Source organism: Ahrensia sp. 13_GOM-1096m (genome assembly GCF_000620605.1).
GTDB lineage: Bacteria > Pseudomonadota > Alphaproteobacteria > Rhizobiales > Rhizobiaceae > Ahrensia > Ahrensia kielensis.
Window position 1 is genome coordinate 623,854 of record NZ_KK211156.1, and the last position, 14,896, is coordinate 638,749.

Genomic DNA, 14,896 nt, shown 5'->3' on the forward strand with positions numbered 1-14,896 from the left:
CTTACTCCGGCTGAGCCGGACAACTTAGGAGAAGGCTCATGCGCCACGGTAAATCAGGCCGCAAGCTAAATCGTACAAGCAGCCACCGTAAAGCAATGTTTGCAAACATGGCAGCTTCACTTATCGAACACGAACAAATCGTGACAACTTTGCCAAAAGCAAAGGAATTGCGTCCAATCGTTGAGAAGCTCGTTACTTTGGGCAAACGTGGTGATCTTCACGCACGTCGCCAAGTCGCGTCTTCAATTCGTGACGAAATTCAGACACGTAAATTGTTTGCTTCATTGGCACCGCGCTATGCGGATCGTCACGGCGGCTATTTGCGCATCATGAAAGCGGGCTTCCGCACAGGTGACAATGCGCCTATGGCAGTCATCGAATTCGTTGATCGTGATGTTGATGCACGTGGTGCGGGCGACCGTGCACGTCTTGAAGCAGAAGATCAGAACGAAGAAGCTGCAGCATAATTTCGCCTTTAAAAGCGATTTAAGAAGTAAGGGCCTTTCGGGGCCCTTTTTTCGTTCTATATTGGACTTGCTATAGTGATTTGCTCGGAGACAAGAATGCTTATTCGTTTTGTTGCTACAACTATTATTTTGGCGGCTGCTGCAATTGGCCCAAAGACTGCTCATGCGCAGAGTCCCGATAATAGCATCCGTGGTTTTCTCAACGAGTTATTTCAGCCCAATGAGCCTGAGCAAAATAGTGATGTGGCAGAACCGCAGGCTGAAACAACGTCAATCATGCGGCGTGTGCCACTTGGCCAAGGCGACATTCAGCTTTCCTTTGCGCCGCTTGTTGAAAAAACATCGCCTTCTGTTGTGAACGTTTATGCAGCCCGCAAAGTCGAGCAAAGACAGTCACCTTTTGCTGGTGATCCATTTTTTGAGCAGTTTTTTGGCAATCGTCTTGGGCAGCGCCAGCCACGTGTTGAAGCGTCGCTCGGTTCAGGTGTTATTGTTGACGGTGCAGGGCTCGTTGTAACGAACAATCATGTGATTGATGGTGCTGATGAGATCAAAGTGGCGCTTTCAGATGGCCGCGAGTTTGAAAGCGAAGTTGTGCTGCGTGATGAACGTTCTGACCTTGCTGTATTACGCATTAATGCAGGTGAAGATTTGCCTGCACTTAAATTTGCAGAGTCTGATCAGTTGCTAACAGGCGATTTGGTTTTGGCAATCGGCAATCCATTTGGTGTGGGCCAAACAATTACATCCGGTATTGTTTCAGCCGTTGCGCGTACGCGCGTTGGCGTGTCTGATTTTGGTTTCTTTATCCAAACAGATGCTGCGATTAATCCCGGCAATTCCGGCGGTGCTTTGATTGATATGACGGGTAATTTGGTTGGCATTAACACCGCTATCTTTAGCCGCTCTGGTGGCTCAAACGGTATAGGCTTTGCTATTCCGGCCAATATGGTGCGTGCGGTTGTGGCGCAGGCCAAAGGTGGCAGTGATGCATTTGAACGACCTTATATTGGCGCTGATTTTGAACCTGTTACGCCAGATATTGCTGAAAGCCTGGGCTTGCAGCGTCCATCAGGTGCTATCATTGCAAGTGTTGTTGATAAAGGACCTGCTGATAATGCGGGCTTGAAAGTTGGTGACGTATTGCTGGCGATTAACGGTCACCGGATCGAACATCCTGATGCGCTTGGTTATCGTTTGGCGACACTTTCCCTTGAGGAAGAAGCCGAGGTTGACGTCTTTTCACGTGGCAAGCTTGTAACTGTGAAAGTTAAACTTGCGGCACCTCCGGCTGAAGTTGCTGCGAGGACCTTGATCATCGAGGGACGTAGTCCGTTTGCTGGTGCAAAAATATCTGAGCCGACATCCCAGATTATCCGTAAGCTGCGGATACGCGGTGATGTTCGCGGTGTTGTCATTACAGATATTGAGCGTGGTTCAAATGCTGCGCGTTCAGGCTTTAGGCCCGGCGACATTATCGAAGATGTAAACGGCGAACAGATGAGCAGTATTGACATTGCTAAGGATGTTTTGAACGTTGATCGTCGTTCTTGGCGTTTTCAAATTATTAGAAATGGCCGTTCTATCCGTCAGTTTTTGCGGTATTAAATTGGCTGAACTTTTTGATACTGAAGATAAGCAGAACGCAAACAGTGGCGATTTAAATCGACCGCTGGCAGATCGGCTGCGCCCCAAAGAGCTTTCCGATGTTGTTGGTCAGGACCATTTAACTGGGGATGAGGGTGTTTTAACGCGTCTGTTTTCTACCGGTGGAGCAGGGAGCCTCATTTTATGGGGACCGCCCGGCACTGGCAAAACAACTTTAGCGCGTTTGATTGCTGGTAAGACAGATCATCACTTTGAGCAACTTTCTGCTATTTTTAGTGGTGTCGCTGATTTGAAGAAGATATTTGAATCGGCACGTTTGCGCCGTAGCAATGGCACTGCGACCATTCTTTTCGTGGACGAAATACACCGTTTTAACCGCGCACAGCAGGACAGTTTTTTGCCTGTTATGGAAGATGGTACGATTACCTTGATCGGTGCGACCACTGAAAACCCGTCATTTGAACTTAATGCTGCGCTATTGTCACGGGCGCGGGTGCTTACTTTAAAGCGCCATGATGAGGATAGTCTTTCACTTCTTTTGACCAAAGCTGAAGCGCTTATTGGTCGGCCTCTGCCCGTTGATGAAGATGGGCGCATCGCCATCATCGCTATGGCTGATGGTGATGGACGCGCAGTGCTAACACTTGCAGAAGAGCTTTATCGTTCAACATTGCCGGATGAGCGCATCGGTGTTGATGGTTTACGTAAAATTTTGCAACGCCGTGCGCCGCTTTACGACAAGGGCCAAGACGGTCATTACAATCTCATATCGGCCTTGCATAAGTCTGTGCGGGGTTCTGATCCGGATGCTGCGCTTTACTATCTTGCGCGTATGCTCGATGCTGGCGAAGATCCGCTTTATCTAGGGCGGCGCTTGGTGCGTATGGCGTCAGAAGATATTGGTCTTGCTGATCCGCAAGCGCTGCAAATTACGTTGGCTGCAAAAGATGCGTTTGATTATCTCGGCTCGCCTGAGGGTGAGTTGGCACTGGCGCAAGCGTGCGTCTATTTAGCGTCTGCGCCTAAATCCAATGCCGTTTATAAAGCTTATAAAGCGGCGCGTATATCAGCACAGCAATTTGGTTCATTGTTGCCGCCTAAGCATATTCTAAATGCTCCAACCAAATTGATGGGTGCTGAAGGCTATGGTGTTGGCTATCAATATGACCATGACGCACCGGATGCTTTTTCAGGGCAGGACTATTTTCCAACCGAAATGGGGCGCCAGAAATATTACGAGCCCGTCGAGCGCGGTTTTGAGCGCGATATTGGGAAACGCTTGGACTACTGGTCAAAATTAAGAAGACAGCGTGGCAGTTCTTGATAGCAGGTCAAATTGTAACCTTGCTGATTGAACGATCAATGCGTAAATGAAACACATAAATGAACAAGTGATGGTGCTGCGATGAATCGTGATACAAAAAAGCTTATCAAAAGCATGGCAATCGCCGCTATTGTATTGGCAATTCTATTTTACTTCATACCGTTGATTACGATTTTTTGGCTGATCTGCGGTCTGCTTGATATATCACGCAATAAAGCAAAGACCGGTATGATGTTCCGGCGCTATTTTAGCGGCAACGGATTGCTGACTTGGTTTTTATCGCCATTCAACCTGTTTGTAGATATTATTTCACCGCGCAATCCCGGTGTTCTTAAGCTTGAGGATTTGCCCGAAACACACCGTGCTGAAATAGATGATGTGCTGGACGTATTCCGCGCACAAAAAGATACAATTATCGCCGATATTGACTCTGTTTTTGGCGAAGGCCGACGCGGCATGTATGTGTATCGCTGGTTTGGTAAAAAGCAGATTGATAATGTGCCGGAATTGAACGGCGATTATAAATTTGTCAAAACAATTGCGGTTTCTGTGTTTAGCGGCAAAGAAAAGACAACGTGGCACTATGGTCCACACCGTTTGAGCTATCGCGTTTTGCTTAATTTGTCGCCGATTGAAACAGACAAAGTGTTTATCGAATGTCAGGGCAAAAAGAATTTCTGGCACGAAGACCCGCTTTATATTTTCGACGATACATTGTTCCATCGCTCTATCAATGATCTGGATGCAAGACGTTACGTAGTGTTTATGGATGTGGCGCGCCCAAGTTACGTGCCTGCCTTTATTGATGCTGGTTTGGCTTTTGTGTCATTTGTTGGCGGCCGCTTGAAGAAGTTCTTCTATAAAAATTGGAAGTTGATCGGGGCGAAAGCGAACTGATGCGTTATGTTTAGTTTCTTGCTCATTGGTATTGGCGGCGCTTTGGGCGCAATGCTGCGGCATGGCGTGAATGTGAGCGCCATGCGGGTGCTGGGCGCTGGATTTCCTTATGGCACCATCATCGTCAATATCGCTGGCTCTTTTTTAATGGGGCTTTTGATTGCATGGCTCGCGCGCCGCATGGGCGGTTCGAGCAATGAATTACGACTGTTTCTTGCCACCGGCTTTCTCGGTGGCTTTACGACATTTTCTGCATTCTCTTTGGATGCGGTTGTTTTGTATGAGCGCGGTGATATCGCTCAAGCAGGACTTTATATTGCGATTAGCGTTATCGTTTCGGTCGGCGCGCTTTTCGCCGGTTTGCTGCTTATGCGCAGCTTAGGTTAGGGAATTTTATGGCGGGCGTTGAAAATATTGAAGTTGACGGCGAAGAAGATGGCATGCGCTTAGACCGCTGGTTTAAGTCGCACTATCCAGGGTTAGGCTTCGGGCCGTTGCAAAAACTATTACGCTCTGGCCAAGTGCGGGTTGATGGTGGCCGTGTAAAATCAGATACGCGTCTTCAAAAAGGTCAAAGCGTTCGTATTCCGCCTATGCAGACGGATAGAGCAAGTGATGGCAATATGACGGCGCATTCCATTCGTAATACGGGTGATGCAGAAGCTATTCGCAAGATGACGTTGTTTGAAGATGAGCGCGTGCTGGTTATCAACAAGCCGCCGGGCCTTTCGGTGCAGGGCGGTTCAAATGTGCCGCGTCATATTGACGGAATGCTTGAAGCGCTTCGTAATCAGAAGGGTGAGAAGCCGCGTCTTGTTCACCGTCTTGACCGTGATACATCCGGCGTTCTGATGGTTGCGAAAACACGCAGCGCGGCTCAAAAACTGGCCGAATCGTTTCGTCACCGTGAAACGAAGAAGACCTATTGGGCACTTGTGAAAGCTGCGCCGCCGAAAACTGAAGGCACAATCAAAAGCTGGCTTTTGAAAAAGCAGACACCGGATGGCGACCGCATGGAAGTCGTTCGTCATGGTATTAAAGGCGCAGATCACGCTGTTTCAAACTACCGGATTATTGAGCGGATTGGCCAACGTTTAACATGGCTAGAGCTTGAGCCTTATACAGGGCGCACACACCAGCTTCGTGTTCACACCTTGCAGATGGAATGTCCGATACTGGGTGATCCAAAATATTTTGAAGATGATCCGAACTGGGATTTTCCAGGCGGCATTCAAAATAAATTGCATTTGCATGCACGGCGTCTACGCATACCGCACCCGTCAGGCGGTGCGATGATCGATGTCAGTGCACCAATGCCGCAACATATGGTTCAAAGCTGGAACCTCCTCGGTCTTGAAGAGGCCCGCGGCGATGAAATGGAAGACAGCTAAACCTTAAAGCTGGGATTTTAGTTTGGCCAACAAAGCGCGTCTTTGTTGGTCATTTGTGCTTTTGTCGAGTTTCTTGGTTAGCTCCACGACGAATGCTGCATAATCATTATGCCAATCGGTTTTCATCTCGCTTGTATCAATGCGCGGCGGTTTTGCGCCCAAAGATTCTACGCGGCCTTTAGAGGCGGGATCGCCAGCTTTAAGCGCGTAGCTTTCATCGAATTGCGGCATATGAATGAGTTCAGATTTGATGCCTTTTTCAATCAGCAGGCCTTTTAAAACTGCGCGTGCATCATCGTCGCCGTGATTGAGGAACAGTCCGCCAGCGATTGGCGAGCGTTCCAAAATCCATTCCAGCAATTCGCCCTGATCTGCGTGCGCTGAATAATTTCCGAGGCGGCGAATATCTGCCTTAACGGCATATTCTTGGCCATGAATGCGGACTTTTTCCGCGCCGGATGTGATCACATGACCGAGGCTGCCCGGTGCTTGATAACCAACAAACAAAATAGTCGCATTACGTTTCCATATATTGTTTTTAATATGGTGCTGAATTCGGCCTGCATCGGCCATGCCTGATGCAGAAATGATGATCGCACCACCTTTGATTTTATTGATCGCTTTGCTCTCATCAACGCTTTCAACAAGGCGGAAATCTTCATCACGGAAAAGCTCGCTATTGGCAATTTCGACATCATCAAGCGTATCAGCATGTTTGATGAAAACTTCTGTGACTTTTCGCGCAAGTGGCGAATCTAAAAATACGGTTGTTTGCGGCAGCTCATTTCGAGCAAGCAATACACCAATATCATGCAGAAGCTCTTGGCTTCGCTCAACAGCAAAAGCTGGAATGACAACATTGCCGCCTTTTTCTAAACCGCGCACCAATTCGGCTTTAAGCATTTCGCGGCGCTTTTCCAGCGTGTAATCATCGCGGTCACGGTCGCCATAGGTGCTTTCTGATACAATGTAGTCAAAGCCTGTTTCGCCGCCAGGTTCTGGGTGGAATACTTTTTCCTCTGGCCCAATGTCACCGGAAAACAAAATGCGCATTGTGTTGCCGTTTTCATCGGGAAATTTGATTTCAGCCGAGGCCGAGCCAAGAATATGGCCAGCATTCCAGAAACGGAATTCGATATCTTTGTGCGGTGAAAACCAATTGCCATAATCGACGGCTTCAAGCAGCGGGAAAACACCTTTTGCGTGGTCTTGTGTGTAGAGCGGCTCAACGGGATCGAGCCCTTTACGCGCGCGCTTGCGGTTTTCGCGCTCATTATTGCCTTCTTGAATGCGTGCCGAATCAAGCAGCATGAAACTCAACAAATCGACCGTTGGCGTTGTGGCGTAAATTTTGCCTTTAAAGCCATGTTTAATGAGTTTTGGCAAAAGGCCTGAGTGGTCGATATGAGCGTGCGTAAGGATGAGAAAATCAGCCTTAGCGGCATCGAAAGGAAAATCCTGATCGTTGAGAGCACGGACGGTTTTGTTGCCTTGAAACATGCCGCAATCAACAAGAAAGCTTGCGCCTGCTGTTTCTACCATGGAACAAGAACCGGTAACTGTGCCGGCGGCACCGAAGAATGAGAGCGTGGTCATAGTTGGGATATCCTTGATCATGTGAAAACGGCGGTATTTCTACCGCCGAGTTCTAATCGTTTATGTGACGGAGACAAGCTCAACATCAAAGACAAGGTCTTTACCTGCCAATGGATGGTTTGCATCCATTGTTACAGTCGTTTCATCAACTTCAATGATAGTCAGGTTGATGGCTTGTCCATCTTGGCCTGTTGCTTGAAGCTGCAAACCGACTTCGGTTTGAATTTCTGGTGGCAACTGGCTGCGCTCGACCTTTTGCACGCCTTCAGGGTGGTGCGGGCCATATGCTTCGGCTGCTGGAATTTCGATTGTTTTCTTCGTGCCAACTTCCATGCCGCGCATCGCTTTGTCTAAGCCAGGGATAACTTGTCCTGAACCTAATTCGAAAGTGAGCGGGTCGCGATTTTCAGAGCTGTCGAAGACAGTGCCGTCTGGAAATTTACCCGTATAGTGGATGTGTACGGTGCTGCCGTGTTCTGCTTCTGCCATAATAAATGCTTCTCGGGATAAAGTTCTGGGGAGCGTACTCACCCATTGGATAATCCGCCATGCGGCGGGATGTTCCCTTAACATAATAACCAAGAGCGTGATGTAAAGGTTTGAAGCCCAGCTTATCGTGCTTGTGCACCTTACAATGCCCAATGCGCTGCCTTGTGCGGGCTTTTTAAAGGCATAAAAAAACCGGCAACCATTGCTGGTTGCCGGTTTCACTTAAGAAATCGCTAAAATTAGAGCGAGTAGTACATGTCGAACTCTACCGGGTGCGGTGTTTGTTCGTAACGAAGGTTCTCTTCTCTCTTAAGCGCGATGTAAGCATCGATCTGATCGTCGTCGAATACGCCGCCAGCTTTCAAATATTCACGGTCTTTATCCAAAGAATCCAGTGCTTCACGTAGTGAAGTACAAACTGTTGGAATTGACGCCAGTTCTTCCGCAGGAAGATCGTATAGATCTTTGTCCATTGGTTCACCTGGGTGAATTTTGTTTTTGATACCATCAAGGCCGGCCATCAACATCGCTGCGAATGACAAATATGGGTTCGCCATTGGGTCAGGGAAACGTACTTCCATACGCTTGCCTTTTGGTGATGGTGTGAACGGAATACGGCAAGATGCTGAACGGTTACGTGCAGAATATGCAAGAAGAACCGGTGCTTCATAACCTGGAACCAAACGCTTATATGAGTTGGTTGATGGGTTTGTGAAAGCGTTCAACGATTTAGCATGTTTGATGATGCCGCCGATGTAGAACAAGCAAGCTTCAGATAGGCCAGCATATTCGTCGCCAGCAAATAATGGCTTGCCGTCTCTCCAGATTGACTGGTGAACGTGCATGCCTGTGCCGTTGTCGCCAAAGACAGGTTTTGGCATAAATGTTGCTGTTTTGCCGTAAGCGTGCGCTACGTTCTGAACAACATATTTGTAGATCTGTGTTTCGTCGGCTTTAGCAACCAGCGTGTTAAAGATCATAGAAAGTTCGTGCTGAGCAGCTGCAACTTCATGGTGATGCTTTTCAGTCGCAATACCCATTTCAGCCATAACTGTAAGCATTTCAGAACGCATGTCCTGACAGCTGTCGACTGGGTTTACTGGGAAGTAACCGCCTTTGTTTGTTGGGCGGTGGCCCATATTGCCTGTTTCGTATTCTGTGCCTGTGTTTGAAGGCAGTTCAGACGAGTCAAGCGAGAAGCCTGTGTTGTATGGATCTGTGTTGTAGCGAACATCATCAAAGATGAAAAATTCTGGCTCAGGGCCGAAATAAGCTGTGTCACCGAAACCGCCAGACTTAACATAAGCCTCTGCGCGTTTTGCTGTCATGCGTGGGTCACGGTTGTAGCCTTCGCCAGAAACCGGATCCAAGATGTCACAGATAATAACCATTGTGGACTGCGCGTAGAACGGGTCCATATGGGCTGAAGATACGTCAGGCATCAAAACCATGTCTGATTCATTGATGGCTTTCCAGCCGCCGATTGACGAGCCGTCGAACATAACGCCGTCTGAGAACATGTCTTCATCAACAACAGCAACATCAATTGTTACGTGCTGCAATTTACCGCGTGGATCTGTGAAGCGCAGGTCAACGAACTTTATGTCGTTGTCTTTAATCTGCTTCAGAATATCATTAGCGCTCATTTATTGGCCTTCCTTCTCATTTTAAGTTGGCTCGTTTTAACAACAGACGTTAAACAGCGTCTGCGCCGGTTTCTCCCGTGCGGATGCGCACGACCTCTTCGATTGGCGAGACAAAGATTTTGCCATCGCCAATGCGACCTGTTTGCGCCGCATTGCGGATCGCTTCTATTGCGGCATCGACTGTTTCAGACGTTACCACAACTTCGATTTTAACTTTCGGCAGGAAGTCCACGACATATTCTGCGCCGCGGTACAATTCAGTGTGGCCCTTTTGGCGACCGAAGCCTTTTGCCTCGGTTACTGTAATTCCCTGTAGGCCAACTTCCTGTAGTGCTTCTTTGACTTCATCAAGTTTGAACGGCTTAATGATCGCTTCGATCTTTTTCATTCAGGTGACCTCCGATAGATGTTGTCGCGTGCTATGCAAGGTGCGTGCCAGTTTGAATTTTTGGCTGAGATGAATATTGTGCCTCATTATTGCATCATAGGCGGCTTTTTAGGCTGCGCGAAGGCTCTTGGCAAACTGTCAATTTATCTGTGCGCTTAAACTTTGTGCTTGCTGCCTATAAAATGTGCAATGGCTTATTTTATAGGCAGTAGAGCATTTTGAGCTTGAGGTTCAATCTGCTTATTAAAATTGCGTGGCGGTTATTTTTTCAAGGGGCGGCGTTCAAGAAGTTCTTTCAAGAAGTGCCCCGTGTAAGAGCGTTCAACGGTTGCGATATGTTCCGGCGTTCCTTCTGCAACGATTTCGCCGCCGCCATCGCCGCCTTCAGGGCCAAGGTCGATAACCCAGTCCGCTGTTTTTATAACTTCGAGATTGTGCTCAATAACCACCATCGTGTTGCCGCTATCAACCAGCTCATGCAAAACTTCGAGCAGTTTAGCGATGTCATGGAAATGCAGCCCCGTTGTCGGCTCATCCAAAATATAGAGCGTTCGGCCTGTAGCGCGGCGTGACAATTCTTTAGCCAGTTTAATGCGCTGCGCTTCACCGCCCGATAGGGTGGTTGCTTGCTGACCGACTTTTACATAGCCCAAGCCAACACGGCGCAAGGTTTCCATTTTGTCGCGCACAGCTGGAACGGCGGCAAAGAAATCGACACTTTCATCAACAGTCATATCCAAAACGTCGGAAATTGATTTTCCTTTGAATTCGACCTCTAATGTTTCGCGGTTATAGCGTTTGCCGTGGCACACATCACATGTCACATAAACATCGGGCAAAAAATGCATTTCGATTTTGATGACGCCGTCGCCCTGACAGGCTTCACATCGGCCGCCCTTTACATTGAAGGAGAAGCGGCCCGGCTGATAGCCGCGCACTTTTGATTCCGGCAATTGTGCAAACCATTCGCGGATCGGTGTGAATGCGCCTGTATAGGTTGCTGGGTTTGAGCGCGGTGTCCGGCCAATCGGCGATTGGTCAATATCAATGACCTTGTCGATATGTTCAAAACCTTCAATGCGGTCATGTTCGGCAGGTACATCGCGTGCGCCATTGATGCGCCGTGCGGCAGCTTTGTAGAGTGTTTCGATTAGAAATGTGGATTTGCCGCCGCCAGATACACCGGTAACAGCGGAAAACACGCCGAGCGGCAATGTTGCTGTCACATTCTTTAGATTGTTGCCTTTGGCGCCGATGACTTTAATGCCGCGCTTTTTGTCAATTTTACGCCGCTCGTCGCGCATTGGAATGCTCAGCTCACCGGTCAAATATTTGCCGGTAAGCGATTTCTTATTCTTCATAATTTGCTTGGGCGTACCGCTGGCGATCACTTCGCCGCCGTGAATGCCGGCCGCAGGACCAATATCCAGCACATAGTCAGCCGTTAGGACTGCGTCTTCGTCATGTTCAACGACAATAACTGTGTTGCCGAGGTCACGCAGGTGGCGCAAAGTTTCAAGCAAGCGCGCATTATCACGCTGGTGCAGGCCAATGGATGGTTCATCAAGAACATAAAGAACACCGGTAAGGCCCGAACCAATTTGAGAGGCAAGGCGAATACGCTGACTTTCGCCGCCTGAAAGCGACCCAGAGCCACGCGATAGCGTTAAATAATCAAGTCCAACATCGACAAGAAACTTCAAGCGGTCACGAATTTCTTTCAAAATTCGGCCAGCAATCTCCATTTGTTTGTCGGTCAGGTTATTGGGAAGTTCGCCGAACCAATCATTGGCCGCGCGAATTGACATTTCAGCGACTTGGCTAATGTGCAGCTTATTGATTTTGACCGAAAGAGCTTCTTCCTTAAGCCGGTAGCCATTACAATGAGAGCAAGGATTGCGCGACATGTAGCGTTCAATTTCTTCGCGCATCCATGCAGAATCTGTTTCGCGCCAGCGGCGTTCCAAGCTTGGTATCACGCCTTCAAATGGTTTGCGGGTTTTGTAAGTGCGCAGCCCGTCATCATAAGCAAAGTCAATATTTTGTGTGCCAGTGCCGTAGAGCACAGCATCTTTGCTTTCTTGGGATAAATCATCCCACACATCGTTCATTTTAAAGCCGTATAATTTGCCGACCGCTTGCAATGTTTGTGCGTAATAAGGTGAAGGATTTGTGGATTTTGACCAAGGGGCAATCGCGCCCTTGTGCAAGCTTAGGCTTGAATTGGGCACAACCATGCCCGGATCAACACCTTGTTCGGTGCCCAAACCGTCACAATGCGAACAAGCGCCAAAGGGGTTGTTGAACGAAAATAAGCGCGGCTCGATTTCCGGTATTGTAAAGCCAGACACAGGGCAGGCGAATTTTTCGGAGAAAACCAGCCGTTCATGGGTGTCGTTTGCGGATTTGTTTTTGGCTTCTTTTTTCGTTTCGCTATCAGGAAGCGGTTTGTCGGCAAATTCTGCAATTGCCATGCCTTCTGTCAGGCTAAGGCACTGCTCCAAAGAATCGGCCAGTCGTGACTGCATGTCTTCGCGCACAACGATGCGATCAACAACAACATCAATGTCGTGCTTATATTTCTTATCAAGGGTAGGGGCGTCAGCTAATTCATAGAATTCGCCATCGATTTTGACGCGCTGATAGCCTTTTTTCATCAGCTCTGCGAGTTCCTTCTTATACTCGCCTTTGCGGCCGCGAACGATAGGCGCAAGTATAAAGAGCCTTGTGTCTTCTTCGAGCGCCAAAACCCGATCAACCATTTGACTAACGGTTTGGCTTTCAATCGGTAATCCGGTTGCAGGAGAATAAGGAATGCCAACACGCGCAAACAGCAAGCGCATATAGTCATAAATCTCTGTCACCGTGCCAACCGTTGAGCGCGGGTTTTTCGATGTTGTTTTTTGCTCAATGGAAATTGCAGGCGACAATCCATCAATTTGATCAACATCCGGCTTTTGCATCATCTCCAAGAACTGGCGCGCATAAGCGGACAAACTCTCTACATAGCGGCGTTGGCCTTCTGCATAGATTGTATCAAAAGCGAGTGATGATTTGCCGGAGCCTGAAAGGCCGGTGATGACGATCAATTTATCACGGGGTAAATCAACGTCGATATTTTTGAGATTGTGCTCGCGTGCACCACGTACGGAAATATATTTGCTGTCGGCCATCTTATAATCGCTGTTGTTGCTTCGATGAAGTCGAATTCACCCACCATGTAGGCCGTATTGCTGGCGTGTCGAGGTCGATGAAGTGAATCTTGACAGATTCGCTTCGCTTCAATAGAACAAAAATAGAACGTATGAAAGTCTGTGGACAGATTACATGTCACTGTTTTGCATCTATTCGATGCTTTAGTGTGTTTAGAAAGAATTCGAGTAGGAGTTTCTGCAATGGCAGGCAGCGTGAATAAAGTTATTTTGGTTGGAAATCTGGGCGCTGATCCAGATGTTAAACGCATGTCGAGTGGTGACCCTGTGGTCAACCTTTCGGTGGCAACGTCTGAATCATGGCGTGATAAGGCTTCTGGTGAGCGTAAAGAGCGCACCGAATGGCACCGTGTCGTCATTTTCAATGATCAGCTGGCAAAAGTTGCCGAGCAATATTTGAAAAAAGGCGCGAAGGTTTATCTTGAAGGCGCTTTGCAAACCCGCAAATGGCAGGATCAAAACGGTCAAGATAAATACACGACCGAGATTGTGCTTCAGCGTTATCGCGGCGAGTTGCAAATGCTTGACGGGCGCAATGAGCGTGATGGCGGCGGTTACCAAGGCGGTCAATCAGGTGGCGGCCAACAGCGTAATGTTTCGAATGATAGCGGCTATGGCGGCGGCAATCAGGGTGGCAACCAAGGCGGCCAATCATCTGGCGGCGGCGATTTTTCTAGGGATATGGATGACGAAATTCCGTTCTAGAATCAAACCTAGAAATGAAATTGACGTGCGCGCGGGAGGGTTTTCTCTTCCGCGCGATGCCGGTTTGCACTCGCGTGATTTGGTCGTCGGTGTCGCTCTTGCTGCGCTGGGATTAATATTACTCGCGGGGCAAGCGATTGCTGGGCAGGCCGATATTGTTGGTGTTGATGCATCACAAAGCTCAGATAAATCTTGGCGATTTAGTGTGACTGTCAAACATGATGATGCCGGATGGGATCATTACGCCGATAAATGGGCGGTGTTTGCACCAGATGGAACGATGCTTGGCGAGCGTGTGCTTGCGCATCCCCATGATAATGAACAGCCATTTACACGCTCAAAGAGCGGTATCCTCATTGATGAGGCTATTAATGTCGTCACTGTCAAAGCACATGATAAGGTTCATGGCTGGGGCAGCGATGCTCTCACTTATGAGTTGAAGCGATAGGGCTGTTTAGCTTGCCACAATCGCTTTAATGCCATCGGCAACAAACTGTACTGCTAGCGCAGACAGGATCACCCCCAAAAGGCGTGTGAGTACCGAGCGGCCTGTTTCACCAAGCAATTTGTCTACCTTTTCCGCCACAAGAAAAACGAAATAGGTCACAAGAATTATCAGGCCGATAATTAAAATAAGGCCTGCGCGTAAGGCGGGTGAGGAAAAATCGTTCGATAATAGAATGCCAGCTGAAATTGCACCCGGTCCTGCCAGAAGCGGAATAGCAAGCGGAAACACGGCAACAGAGCGCACCTGATCGGCCGTAATCGCCTTTTGAGCGGTTTCTTCATGCCGTTCCTGTCGTTTCTCGAAAATCATTTCAAACGCAATCCAGAACAGCAGCAGACCGCCAGCGACGCGGAATGCAGGAAGCGTAATGCCGAAAAGTGTTAGAATGCCAGATCCAGCAACGACAAATACAACCAATATGCCAAACCCCATAAGACATGCGCGCATGGCCACTTGTTTGCGCTGTGCGGTGTCCATGCCGCCTGTTACAGCTAGAAATAAGGGCGCTAGGCCTGCTGGGTCGATCGTAACAAGCAATGTCACGACAGCATTTACAATTAGGTCTAAGTTCATAGCGGGCCTATAGTCAGCGGAATCTTGATGCGTCGAATTTATAGTCGACAGCTATGTGTATCGACAAATCTGGTGAAATTCTACCGCTCAAG

Annotated in this window: 14 protein-coding genes; 8 read left to right on the forward strand and 6 right to left on the reverse strand. The window is 48.4% G+C overall.

Annotated features, from left to right (window positions below; translation table 11 throughout):
* Window positions 1-38: 38 nt before the first annotated feature.
* The 6 genes from rplQ to N530_RS0116850 all read left to right on the forward strand — a co-directional run bounded on the left by rplQ (window position 39) and on the right by N530_RS0116850 (window position 5,687).
* Window positions 39-467: a 50S ribosomal protein L17 gene (gene rplQ, locus N530_RS0116825; protein ID WP_026481666.1), complete on the forward strand. Its 429-nt coding sequence runs from the start codon at window positions 39-41 to the stop codon at window positions 465-467.
* A gap of 96 nt (window positions 468-563) precedes the next feature.
* Window positions 564-2,075: a DegQ family serine endoprotease gene (locus N530_RS18480; protein WP_081774016.1), complete on the forward strand. Its 1,512-nt coding sequence runs from the start codon at window positions 564-566 to the stop codon at window positions 2,073-2,075.
* Between the two features lies 1 nt (window position 2,076).
* A complete protein-coding gene (locus N530_RS0116835) occupies window positions 2,077-3,399 on the forward strand; it encodes a replication-associated recombination protein A (protein WP_026481667.1) in 1,323 nt (440 codons plus the stop codon).
* An 81-nt stretch (window positions 3,400-3,480) separates the two neighbouring features.
* On the forward strand, window positions 3,481-4,296 hold the full coding sequence (locus N530_RS0116840) for an aspartyl/asparaginyl beta-hydroxylase domain-containing protein (RefSeq protein ID WP_026481668.1): 816 nt from the start codon (window positions 3,481-3,483) through the stop codon (window positions 4,294-4,296).
* 6 nt (window positions 4,297-4,302) lie between these two features.
* On the forward strand, window positions 4,303-4,683 hold the full coding sequence (crcB, locus tag N530_RS0116845) for a fluoride efflux transporter CrcB (protein WP_026481669.1): 381 nt from the start codon (window positions 4,303-4,305) through the stop codon (window positions 4,681-4,683).
* Window positions 4,684-4,691: 8 nt separating this feature from the next.
* On the forward strand, window positions 4,692-5,687 hold the full coding sequence (locus N530_RS0116850) for an RluA family pseudouridine synthase (RefSeq protein WP_026481670.1): 996 nt from the start codon (window positions 4,692-4,694) through the stop codon (window positions 5,685-5,687).
* Window positions 5,688-5,690: 3 nt separating this feature from the next.
* Here the strand turns inward: N530_RS0116850 and N530_RS0116855 are convergent, their stop codons facing one another.
* The 5 genes from N530_RS0116855 to uvrA all read right to left on the reverse strand — a co-directional run bounded on the left by N530_RS0116855 (window position 5,691) and on the right by uvrA (window position 12,979).
* Complete coding sequence (locus N530_RS0116855) at window positions 5,691-7,283, reverse strand: MBL fold metallo-hydrolase (RefSeq protein WP_026481671.1); 1,593 nt, start codon at window positions 7,281-7,283, stop codon at window positions 5,691-5,693.
* A gap of 60 nt (window positions 7,284-7,343) precedes the next feature.
* Window positions 7,344-7,772: a peptidylprolyl isomerase gene (locus tag N530_RS0116860; protein WP_026481672.1), complete on the reverse strand. Its 429-nt coding sequence runs from the start codon at window positions 7,770-7,772 to the stop codon at window positions 7,344-7,346.
* 239 nt (window positions 7,773-8,011) lie between these two features.
* A complete protein-coding gene (gene glnA, locus N530_RS0116865; protein WP_026481673.1) occupies window positions 8,012-9,418 on the reverse strand; it encodes a type I glutamate--ammonia ligase in 1,407 nt (468 codons plus the stop codon).
* A gap of 49 nt (window positions 9,419-9,467) precedes the next feature.
* Complete coding sequence (locus N530_RS0116870; protein WP_018687913.1) at window positions 9,468-9,806, reverse strand: P-II family nitrogen regulator; 339 nt, start codon at window positions 9,804-9,806, stop codon at window positions 9,468-9,470.
* 260 nt (window positions 9,807-10,066) lie between these two features.
* A complete protein-coding gene (gene uvrA / locus N530_RS0116880; RefSeq protein WP_026481674.1) occupies window positions 10,067-12,979 on the reverse strand; it encodes an excinuclease ABC subunit UvrA in 2,913 nt (970 codons plus the stop codon).
* Window positions 12,980-13,201: 222 nt separating this feature from the next.
* Between uvrA and ssb the strand changes: the two genes are divergently transcribed.
* Both ssb and N530_RS0116890 read left to right on the forward strand, forming a co-directional pair.
* A complete protein-coding gene (ssb, locus tag N530_RS0116885; protein ID WP_018687910.1) occupies window positions 13,202-13,723 on the forward strand; it encodes a single-stranded DNA-binding protein in 522 nt (173 codons plus the stop codon).
* The gene (locus tag N530_RS0116890) at window positions 13,704-14,171 is read left to right on the forward strand and encodes a hypothetical protein (protein WP_247869213.1); all 468 of its coding nucleotides are present in this window, start codon (window positions 13,704-13,706) and stop codon (window positions 14,169-14,171) included. Before ssb ends, N530_RS0116890 begins: the two co-directional genes overlap by 20 nt.
* 6 nt (window positions 14,172-14,177) lie before the next feature.
* Here the strand turns inward: N530_RS0116890 and N530_RS0116895 are convergent, their stop codons facing one another.
* Window positions 14,178-14,804 (reverse strand): MarC family protein, encoded by a 627-nt coding sequence (locus N530_RS0116895; protein ID WP_026481676.1) that lies wholly within the window; start codon window positions 14,802-14,804, stop codon window positions 14,178-14,180.
* Window positions 14,805-14,896: the final 92 nt, after the last annotated feature.

Bases quoted from the DNA above. Each gene is read 5' to 3' on its own strand.
- N530_RS18480 (WP_081774016.1), top strand. From the start codon at position 564: ATGCTTATTCGTTTTGTTGCTACAACTATTATTTTGGCGGCTGCTGCA.
- N530_RS0116840 (WP_026481668.1), top strand. From the start codon at position 3,481: ATGAATCGTGATACAAAAAAGCTTATCAAAAGCATGGCAATCGCCGCT.
- rplQ (WP_026481666.1), top strand. From the start codon at position 39: ATGCGCCACGGTAAATCAGGCCGCAAGCTAAATCGTACAAGCAGCCAC.
- uvrA (WP_026481674.1), bottom strand. From the start codon at position 12,979: ATGGCCGACAGCAAATATATTTCCGTACGTGGTGCACGCGAGCACAAT.
- N530_RS0116850 (WP_026481670.1), top strand. From the start codon at position 4,692: ATGGCGGGCGTTGAAAATATTGAAGTTGACGGCGAAGAAGATGGCATG.
- N530_RS0116855 (WP_026481671.1), bottom strand. From the start codon at position 7,283: ATGACCACGCTCTCATTCTTCGGTGCCGCCGGCACAGTTACCGGTTCT.
- N530_RS0116860 (WP_026481672.1), bottom strand. From the start codon at position 7,772: ATGGCAGAAGCAGAACACGGCAGCACCGTACACATCCACTATACGGGT.
- N530_RS0116890 (WP_247869213.1), top strand. From the start codon at position 13,704: ATGACGAAATTCCGTTCTAGAATCAAACCTAGAAATGAAATTGACGTG.
- ssb (WP_018687910.1), top strand. From the start codon at position 13,202: ATGGCAGGCAGCGTGAATAAAGTTATTTTGGTTGGAAATCTGGGCGCT.
- glnA (WP_026481673.1), bottom strand. From the start codon at position 9,418: ATGAGCGCTAATGATATTCTGAAGCAGATTAAAGACAACGACATAAAG.
- crcB (WP_026481669.1), top strand. From the start codon at position 4,303: ATGTTTAGTTTCTTGCTCATTGGTATTGGCGGCGCTTTGGGCGCAATG.
- N530_RS0116870 (WP_018687913.1), bottom strand. From the start codon at position 9,806: ATGAAAAAGATCGAAGCGATCATTAAGCCGTTCAAACTTGATGAAGTC.
- N530_RS0116895 (WP_026481676.1), bottom strand. From the start codon at position 14,804: ATGAACTTAGACCTAATTGTAAATGCTGTCGTGACATTGCTTGTTACG.